The organism is Flavobacterium suzhouense, assembly GCF_042684765.1.
In the GTDB taxonomy this organism is placed as follows: domain Bacteria; phylum Bacteroidota; class Bacteroidia; order Flavobacteriales; family Flavobacteriaceae; genus Flavobacterium; species Flavobacterium suzhouense.
In genome coordinates this window covers 41,833-51,608 of record NZ_JBHUMD010000012.1, presented here as the reverse complement: position 1 = coordinate 51,608, position 9,776 = coordinate 41,833, and the positions used below count along the sequence as shown (strand labels likewise).

General features: G+C 38.2%; 6 protein-coding genes. All 6 read left to right on the top strand.

Going from position 1 to position 9,776, the window contains the following annotated elements; translation table 11 throughout:
* Window positions 1-224: T9SS type B sorting domain-containing protein (locus tag ACFSR3_RS08725; RefSeq protein WP_379820630.1), on the top strand; the 224-nt coding region annotated here is incomplete at its 5' end.
* Between the two features lie 160 nt (window positions 225-384).
* On the top strand, window positions 385-3,204 hold the full coding sequence (gene galA / locus ACFSR3_RS08720; RefSeq protein ID WP_379820629.1) for a beta-galactosidase GalA: 2,820 nt from the start codon (window positions 385-387) through the stop codon (window positions 3,202-3,204).
* Between the two features lie 138 nt (window positions 3,205-3,342).
* On the top strand, window positions 3,343-3,765 hold the full coding sequence (locus tag ACFSR3_RS08715; RefSeq protein ID WP_379820628.1) for a hypothetical protein: 423 nt from the start codon (window positions 3,343-3,345) through the stop codon (window positions 3,763-3,765).
* Between the two features lie 155 nt (window positions 3,766-3,920).
* Complete coding sequence (locus tag ACFSR3_RS08710; protein WP_379820627.1) at window positions 3,921-5,000, top strand: efflux RND transporter periplasmic adaptor subunit; 1,080 nt, start codon at window positions 3,921-3,923, stop codon at window positions 4,998-5,000.
* Between the two features lie 26 nt (window positions 5,001-5,026).
* Window positions 5,027-8,221 carry an efflux RND transporter permease subunit gene (locus ACFSR3_RS08705; RefSeq protein ID WP_379820626.1) on the top strand — a complete coding sequence of 1,065 codons (3,195 nt, stop codon included), beginning with the start codon at window positions 5,027-5,029 and terminating at the stop codon, window positions 8,219-8,221.
* Window positions 8,214-9,656 (top strand): TolC family protein, encoded by a 1,443-nt coding sequence (locus ACFSR3_RS08700; protein WP_379820625.1) that lies wholly within the window; start codon window positions 8,214-8,216, stop codon window positions 9,654-9,656. Before ACFSR3_RS08705 ends, ACFSR3_RS08700 begins: the two co-directional genes overlap by 8 nt.
* Window positions 9,657-9,776: the final 120 nt, after the last annotated feature.

Sequence of the window (9,776 nt, the reverse complement as noted above, 5' to 3'; positions counted from 1 at the left end):
GGAACATCATCGGGCTGCAGGACACCGGATCGGTCATCTACATCTTTGACCGCTACGGCAAACTGATCAAACAGATCAGCCCTGACAGTGACGGATGGGATGGTACCTTCAACGGTACACCGGTACCGGCAACCGACTACTGGTTTACGGTAACCTACCCTGAATTTGACGGTACAACAACCGTGATACGTGAATTCAAATCGCATTTCTCACTGAAGAGATAAGAATGCAAAAACAATAAAAAGAACCGGGCAGCCAACAGCTGCCCGGTTTTTGTTTTTATAGGATAGCTTGAAATAAATATTGATATTTGATGAAATACTATTAAGCAGATATAGTATAAAACGATATTTTTATGCCCTTTGTTAACTTTTGCGACCTTTCATGAAAATCAAATTGCATCATTTATATTTTACCGTTTTAATTCTGACTGTTCAATTGTGTTTTACACAGACTCCCCAATCACGTGAAAAAATACTGATAGATTCTGGTTGGCGGTTTTCTTTAGGGGATCCGTCAGATACAGAAAAAGATTTTAATCATGGCACCGCTTACTTTTCATATTTAGCCAAAACAGGGAATGGGGACGGAGCCGCTTCACCTGGCTTTGATGATCGAGCATGGAGAGTATTGAATTTGCCTCATGACTGGGCAGTGGAGCAACCGTTTAGTGAAAAGGGGAGTTTCAGTCATGGTTTTAAAGCGGCGGGTAAAGGTTTTCCTGATAAGAGTATTGGTTGGTACAGAAGAAGAATAGATATTCCTCAAAGCGATTTAGGCAGAATCATTACAATTAAGTTTGATGGCGTTTTTCGTAATTCTAAAGTGTGGTTTAATGGTCATTTTTTGGGAACAGAAGAGAGCGGGTATAACGGGTTTGAATATGATGTTACAGCTTATGTAAATTATGGAGGAACTAATACTATAGCTGTTCGTGTTGATGCTTCTATGGAAGAAGGCTGGTTTTATGAAGGTGCCGGAATATACAGGCATGTGTATCTGCAAAAAACATCTCCGTTACATATAATGACTAATGGAACATATATTACGACAAATGTTGTTAAAGATTTTGCGGTAGTAAAAGCAGAAGTGAAAATTCAGAATCTTGGAGAATACAAAGGAAATATAGAACTGCATCAGAAAATTTTTGATCCGGAAGGGATTCAGGTTACTTCTGCAATAAGTAAAAGTAATACTTTAGGATATTATGATGATACCTTAATTCAATCGGAATTAACAGTTAAAAAACCACTACTTTGGGATTTAGACACTCCATATCTATATCGTTTAGTCTCACAAATAATAATAGATGGAAAAGTTGTAGATAGCTACGAGACTATTTTTGGGATCAGGACAATAGATTTTGATGCAGAAAAAGGTTTCTTTCTGAATGGCAAAAATATAAAACTAAAAGGGACGAATAATCATCAGGATCATGCCGGAATTGGTGTTGCGTTACCTGATGCTATGCAGTATTATCGAATAAGCAAATTAAAAGAAATGGGTTCAAATGCTTACAGATGCTCTCATAACCCGCCTACACCTGAATTGCTGGAAGCCTGTGATAGACTTGGTATGCTTGTGATTGACGAAACGCGACTTATGGGTATTAACGATTTGCATCTTGGCAGTCTTAAAAAAATGATTGAACGCGATCGTAATCATCCCAGTGTAATTTGTTGGTCTGTTGGAAATGAGGAGTGGAATATTGAAGGGAATATAACAGGAGAGCGTATCACTAACACTATGCAGTCTTTTGTGAAAAGTATTGACCCTACACGTCCGGTAACTGTTGGAATCAGTAGTGGATTCAAAAGCGGCATATCTTCAGTAGTAGAAATAATGGGGTATAACTACATGGGGAATGGGGATATAGATGCTCATAGGAACGAATTTAAGCAACAGCCGGGAATGGGAACTGAAGAAGGCTCGACTTTTGCGACCAGAGGCATTTACTTTACAGATGATTCAAAACATTTTAAAAGTGCTTATGACGCCAAACCAAGACCATCTTTTTATAGTATAGAAGAGGGATGGAAGTTTTATGATGCAAGGCCTTATCTGGCAGGGATGTTTATTTGGACAGGATTTGATTACAGAGGAGAGCCTACGCCTTACGGATGGCCTTCGGTTACTTCTTATTTTGGTATGATGGATGTTTGCGGATTTCCTAAAGATAACGTGTATTACCTAAAATCGTGGTGGGGGAAAGAACCCGTGCTTCATGTGTTTCCGCACTGGAACTGGCAGGGAATGGAGGGTAACGAAATAGATATCTGGGTTTATTCTAACTGTGATGAGGCAGAACTATTTCTTAATAAAAAGAGTTTAGGTAAGAAAAAAATTGAACATAACGGGCATCTGGAATGGAAAGTAAAATACGAACCCGGCAAACTGGAGGCTATTGGCTATAAAAATGGTAAAAAGATTTTATCGGATGTAAAGCAAACTACAGGAGCAGGGCAAAATATCAAATTATCTCAGGATAGATTCTTAGGTAATAAGAATGCTAATGTGGCTATTGTAACAGTTGAAATAACCGATAAAAAAGGATTGCATGTTCCTACCGCAGATAATGAAGTTTCATTTGAAATAAAGGGAGGAAGGATATTGGGTGTTGGTAATGGTAATCCAACTTCTCTTGAAAAAGATCAGTTTATTGATGAGATTAAAACAGTTTCAATTACGGATTTTAAAGAACAGGCACTTACCGGGGATAATTTGCCTAAGCAGCTTCCTGTATATCCTGATAATTGGAGAGAAGCCTTTAAAGACAGGGATTATAAAAATTTAGCTCCGTCTTATGTATACAAGGGACAGTTTATACTTGAAAACAAAAACCAAAATGATTTGGTTACCTTCTTTTATCAGAAGATAGGTGTCAATTGTGTGGTGTTTGTTAATGGTATAAAGGTAGATGCTTCAACGGAAGATTCACTGAAATATATACTTGGTAAGGAAGTATTAAAAGAAGGCGAGAATAGTATTGTTATAGTAGCGACTCCGATTCATAAGGTTAAAGACTGGGATGTTATCAATTCTAATCCGGGAGTAGTACAGATTGTTAGACCTGCTGAAAAATGGAAACGTAAGTTGTTTAATGGGTTAGCTCAGATAATTGTTGAATTAAATGATAATTCAGAAGTAGAACTGATTGCTAAATCAGAAGGTTTGAAGACGGCTATTTTAAAAATTGAAAATTAAAAATAATTATTAATATTTTTAATTTTGTTTTTTGGCAGGGTATTTGTTTAAAGGTTAAAAACCAATAGATTATTACAGGACGATATTTCATAATTATAATATTGTCAGTGTGAGTAACTTTTAGTAAGTTTGCGCCGCATGAAATTTTTATCAAGATTTTTTATAACGCTTTTAGTACTTGTGTTTGCTGGCAATGGTCAGTTAGATGCTCACAGCTATGCGGCAAGTACAAATACCACGTTATATAAGACTCTTGAGAATATTGGCAAGGTTCGCTGTGATGTTACTGTAAATAATGAGACCAACTTTATGAGGTCTTCTCGTTATTTTGAACCGGATAACAGTAAACTTCGAGCAACGGATAATGAAGGTGAAGAAGAAGAATTAAATCATACTTCTAAGAAAAGCCTACAGCTTAATGGTTATCATATAGCTGCTTTCTTTAATAGTGTTCTGGCCTCTTTTTATCATGATGATAAAAAGAATACTCCGGCCACGGACAACCTTTTTCATTTTACTTCTTACAAGCGATATATCGCATTTCGAGTAATCAGAATTTGATTTTAATCCTATCGGGCAATTCTCGCTGAATTGTTTCCGATACCCCTATTTTGCAATACATTTTTTTTTAAAATGTTATTGTATGTCAGTGTTTTACACTTTCCTTAAAATATTTTACCTAAAATTTATCGTACTGCTTTTAAAGCGAATTAATTATGAAGAAAATCCTCATGCTTACAGGCGTGTGTGGCGTATTGTTCTTTGCAAGCTGCACATCTAAAAAAGAAGAAAAGAAGGAAGAAACCCATTTTTTGGTTACTAATCCAATTAAAAAGGACACGGCAATCATAAAAGATTATGTGTCTCAAATCCATTCAATCCAACACATTGAGTTACGAGCTCAGGAAAGGGGTTATCTGCAAAAGATATATGTTGATGAAGGACAATCTGTAAAAAAAGGTCAGTTGTTGTTCCAGATTATGCCTAAACTGTATGAAGCCGAGATGCAAAAGGCACAGGCAGAAGCTGATTTTGCAGAAATAGAATACAAAAATACCAAAAGACTTGCCGATAGTAAAGTTGTTGCGCCTAATGAACTTGCAATGGCTAAGGCTAAAGCTGACAAAGCCAAAGCGGAATTAGCATTAACTAAAGTTCACCTTCAGTTCACAGAAATCAGAGCGCCTTTTGATGGTATTATAGATCGTTTTCATGTGAGACTTGGAAGCCTTGTTGATGAGGGAGATTTATTGACCAATCTTTCTGATAACAGTAAAATGTGGGTTTACTACAATGTGCCTGAATCGGAATATCTTGATTATAAAGCGACTGCCCAAAATAGTAAGCCAACTGTAAAACTATTAATGGCAAATAATAAATTATTTGATTATCCTGGAGTCGTAGAAACTATTGAAGGAGAATTTAATAATGAGACCGGTAATATTGCTTTTAGGGCTACTTTCCCAAATCCTAAAGGTTTGCTTAGACATGGTGAGACAGGTAACATTCAAATGGAAGTGCCTATTAAAAATGCTCTTCTGATTCCTCAAAAAGCGACTTTTGAAGTGCTAGACAAAAAATATGTTTATGTAATTGATAAAGATAATACTGTGCGATCAAGAGAAATTACCATTGCTGCTGAGCTGCCTCACATATTTGTTGTTAGCAAAGGACTTTCTACTGATGACAAAATCCTACTTGAGGGACTACGTTTAGTTAAAGAAAATGAAAAGATCGAATACAAACTGGAAAAACCGGAAAATGTAATGTCGCATCTTGAGCTTTACGCTGAATAATCGAACTATCATATAAATAAGAAAACATGTTTAGTAAATTCATACATAGACCTGTATTTGCGATAGTAATTTCGATTATGATCGTGTTTATGGGGTCATTGGCAATCAAACAATTGCCAACCTCCCAATTTCCGGATATTGCTCCTACTACGGTAAACATATTTATTGCTTACCCAGGTGCAAGTGCGGATGTATTGGTGAAATCTACACTTATTACATTAGAGAATGCTATTAATGGTGTTCAGGACATGCGATATATGGCTACCGATGCCACCAGTGCCGGTGAAGCTACATTAAGAATCATCTTTGAGCCGGGTACCGACCCCAATCAGGCGGTAATCAGGGTTAAGACCAGGGTTGACCAGGTTATGCCTCTGCTACCGGAACTTGTGCAAAGGGAAGGGGTTGTAATTACGCCTATCCAGCCAAGTATGTTGATGTACGTGAATCTTTATGCCAAAGGCAAAGACATGGATGAAAAATTCCTGTATAACTATGCCAACGTAAAAATGCTTCCGGAAATCAACAGGATTAAAGGTGTGGCAAGATCGCAGATATTAGGTAGCCGTACCTATGCAATGCGTATCTGGCTTAATCCGGATCGTATGCGAGCTTATAATGTTTCGACCGAAGAGGTAATGAAAGCATTAGGAGAACAAAGTATTGTTGGACGTCCGGGACGTATCGGACAAAGTTCCGGTATCAAAGCACAGTCTCTGGAATATGTATTAACATACAAAGGAAGGTTTAGTGAGCCTGAAGAATATGAGAATGTTATCATACGTGCTAACGCCGAAGGTGAAAGCATCCGTCTGAGAGATATTGGTCATGCCGAACTTGGTAGTGAATTCTTTGATATCTATTCTAACCTTGATGGACACCCGTCTGCATCAATTGTATTGAAACAGAACTATGGTAGTAACGCGAATGACGTAATCAAGCAGGTTAAAGAAAAGCTTGAGGAGATGAAACAGTCGTTCCCTCCGGGACTTGATTATAAAATCAGTTATGACGTATCTAAATTCCTTGATGCTTCAATCGAGCAGGTAATTGATACGCTTAGAGATGCATTCATACTTGTTGCACTTGTTGTATTTATCTTCCTTGGAGACTGGCGATCGACGCTTATCCCGATATTAGCGGTACCTGTATCGTTGATTGGTGCATTTTTCGTTATTCAGTTCTTCGGAATTACAATTAACCTTGTAACATTATTTGCTCTTGTATTGGCGATTGGTATCGTGGTGGATGACGCGATTGTCGTCGTCGAGGCCGTTCACGCCAAGTTTGAGGAGTTTCCTCATATAACGCCTTATCAGGCAGTTAAAAGAGTATTAGGAGAGATTAGTGGTGCGGTAATAGCTATTACTGCGGTAATGGTTTCTGTATTCGTTCCTATATCGTTCATGTCGGGTCCTGTAGGTACATTCTACCGTCAGTTCTCTATTACTATGGCGAGTTCGATTGTAATTTCTGCACTTATTGCACTTACACTTACACCTGTACTGTGTGCAATGCTTCTAAAAAATCATCATGGTCACGAGAAAAAATCAAACCTGTTTACAAGAGCATTAGACAGCTTTAACCGTGGGTTTGATAAAATGACAGGAAAATATGTTAATATCCTGAAACGTATTGTAAGCAGAAGGGTAGTGACATTTGGTGTACTTATAGCATTCTGTGCGGGAACGTTCTTTGTGAACCAGATACTTCCTTCAGGGTTTATTCCAAGTGAAGACCAGGGTACAATTTATGCGATTATCCAGACACCTCCGGGATCGACACTAGAAACAACAAACCAGGTTTCGCAAAAACTTCAGAAAATATGTGAGCATGTTGATGGTGTTGAATCAGTATCGTCTCTTGCAGGTTATGAGATCATGACAGAGGGTAGGGGATCTAACGCAGGTACATGTCTTATCAACCTTAAAGAATGGTCAGAAAGAGAGCATTCGGTTACTGAGATCATGGAAGAACTTGAGGAGAAGACCAGAGATTTAGGAGCTAAAATTGAGTTCTTTGAACCGCCGGCCATTCCAGGTTTCGGTTCGTCAGGAGGTTTTTCTATGCGTCTTCTTGACAAAAATACTACCGTAGATTATCAGGATTTCGACAAGATCAACAAACAGTTTATGGATGCTCTTGGCAAACGTAAAGAGCTTTCAGGTCTATTCTCATTCTTCGCGGCTAACTATCCTCAATATGAACTTGAAATTGATAATCAGTTGGCAATGCAAAAAGGAGTATCAATAGGTAAAGCCATGGATAACCTTGATATTCTTATTGGTAGTACTTATGAACAGGGATTCATCAAATTTGAGCGTTTCTTTAAAGTTTATGTTCAGTCAGATCCTAAGTTCAGGAGATTGCCTTCAGATATCTTAAACCTTTATATTAAAAATGATCAGGGTCAGATGGTGCCATACTCAGCATTTATGAAACTGGTTAAGAAACAGGGGCCAAATGAGATTACTCGTTATAACATGTATAACTCGGCAGCAATCCAGGGTCTTCCTGCAAAAGGTTTTACAACAGCTGAAGCAATTGCGGCCGTTCGTGAAGTGGCAAAAGAGACACTACCAAAAGGTTATGATATTGCATGGGAAGGTCTTTCATTTGACGAGGCTAATAAAGGAAATGAGTCTATTTATATTTTCCTTATCGTATTGTCATTCGTTTATTTCGTTCTTGCAGCACAGTATGAAAGTTTCATCATTCCATTAGCGGTAGTATTCTCGCTTCCTGTTGGGGTATTTGGTTCATTCCTTTTACTTGAACTAATGGGCTTACAGAATGATATCTATGCTCAGATTGGTCTGATTATGCTTGTCGGGCTACTCGGTAAGAACGCGGTACTTATTGTAGAGTTTGCCGTCCAGAAGCGACACGAGGGTATGTCTATATACGATGCCGCTATCGAAGGAGCAAAAGTACGTTTCCGTCCAATCCTTATGACATCATTTGCCTTCATCGCAGGTCTTATTCCGTTGATCCTTGCTAGTGGTGCAGGAGCTATTGGTAACAGGACGTTAGGTTCGGCAGCAATGGGAGGTATGTTATTCGGTACTATTTTCGGTGTAATCATCGTACCGGGTCTATACTATATCTTCGGCTCTATGGCAGACGGAAGAAAACTGATAAAAGATGAAGAAGACAGCTCATTGACAGAAGAGTTTGTTCATCAAATTGACAACTTCAAAACCACTGAAGAACATGAATAAGAGATTTAATAAAGGTATATATTTAGCATTAGCCTTAGCTGCTCTGGCTGTTACCGGCTGTAAGCTACCGGCAGATGCAGTGCAACGCACGGAAAATAAATCGGTTCCGGGAGAGTATGTAAAAGGTACTGCACAGGATACCATTAACACAGGTAAAGTAAAGTGGAAAGAGTTTTTTAAAGACCAGAATCTGGTGGCTCTTATCAATACTGCACTTACTAATAATCAGGAGCTGAACATAACACTTCAGGAAATTCAGATTAGCAAAAACGAGATTAAAGCCCGTAAAGGAGAATATTTACCCTTTGTAGGTTTAAGAGGTGGTGCCGGATTTGAAAAAGTAGGTGAGTATACCAGAAATGGTGCTACAGAAAAGAATCTTGAAATTGTTCGCGGCAAAGAAAATCCGGAACCGCTTCCTGATTATATGATTGGTGCTTATGCTAACTGGGAACTTGATATCTGGGGTAAACTTCGCAACGCTAAAAAAGCCGCTGTAAACAGATATCTTTCTTCGGTTGAGGGTAAGAACTTTATGGTGACTAATCTTGTTGCAGAGATTGCTAATTCATACTATGAGCTTCTTGCTCTTGATAACCAAATGGAACTGGTTAAAAAGAATATAGAACTTCAGACGAATGCATTGGAGATCGTTAAGATTCAAAAGGAGTCTGCCAGAGTGAACGAACTTGCAGTACGCAGGTTCCAGGCTCAGGTTTTGAATACGCAAAGTCTTCAGTATGATATTCAGCAAAAGATTGTTGAGACTGAAAATAGGATTAATTTCCTTGTAGGTAGATTTCCTCAGCACGTAGACAGGTCTTCTTCTAATTTTACAGATTTAGTACCTTCTCAAATCAACTCAGGTATCCCTTCGCAGCTTTTGGAAAACCGTCCTGATATTCGTCAGGCAGAGCAGGATCTTGCTGCAGCCAAACTGGATATTAAAGTAGCTAAGGCTAGATTTTATCCTCAAGTGGGTATCTCGGCAGGAATAGGTTACCAGGCATTTGACCCTACTTATCTGATCAAGCCGCAATCATTACTTTATTCATTAGCAGGTGATCTTGCAGCACCATTAATTAACAGAAATGCAATTAAGGCTGCTTATTATACTTCTAACTCTAAACAGGTTCAGGCAGTATATAATTATGAAAGGACTATTTTGAATGCTTATATAGAAGTAGCCAATCAGGTTGCTAAAATTGACAATTCAAAGAAAGCTTTCGACCTGAAATCGCAACAGGTTGACGCACTTAATCAGTCGATAGATATTTCTAACGACCTGTTTATGTCGGCCAGAGCTGATTATATGGAAGTTTTAATGACACAAAGAGATGCTTTAGAATCTAAGTTTGACCTTATAGAGACTAAACTTCAGCAATTAAACGCTACTGTGAACATTTATCGTTCACTTGGTGGCGGATGGGAATAATTGCTCATAAAACGAAAATAGATTGATTGGTTGGTAAAAGCCTCTGAAGTCTTCGGACTTTAGGGGCTTTTCGATTTTTTGGATGTAAGTTTTAATACTATTTTTAGTAAGTATTGTAAT

Bases quoted from the DNA above. Each gene is read 5' to 3' on its own strand.
- galA (WP_379820629.1), top strand. From the start codon at position 385: ATGAAAATCAAATTGCATCATTTATATTTTACCGTTTTAATTCTGACT.
- ACFSR3_RS08715 (WP_379820628.1), top strand. From the start codon at position 3,343: ATGAAATTTTTATCAAGATTTTTTATAACGCTTTTAGTACTTGTGTTT.
- ACFSR3_RS08710 (WP_379820627.1), top strand. From the start codon at position 3,921: ATGAAGAAAATCCTCATGCTTACAGGCGTGTGTGGCGTATTGTTCTTT.
- ACFSR3_RS08705 (WP_379820626.1), top strand. From the start codon at position 5,027: ATGTTTAGTAAATTCATACATAGACCTGTATTTGCGATAGTAATTTCG.
- ACFSR3_RS08700 (WP_379820625.1), top strand. From the start codon at position 8,214: ATGAATAAGAGATTTAATAAAGGTATATATTTAGCATTAGCCTTAGCT.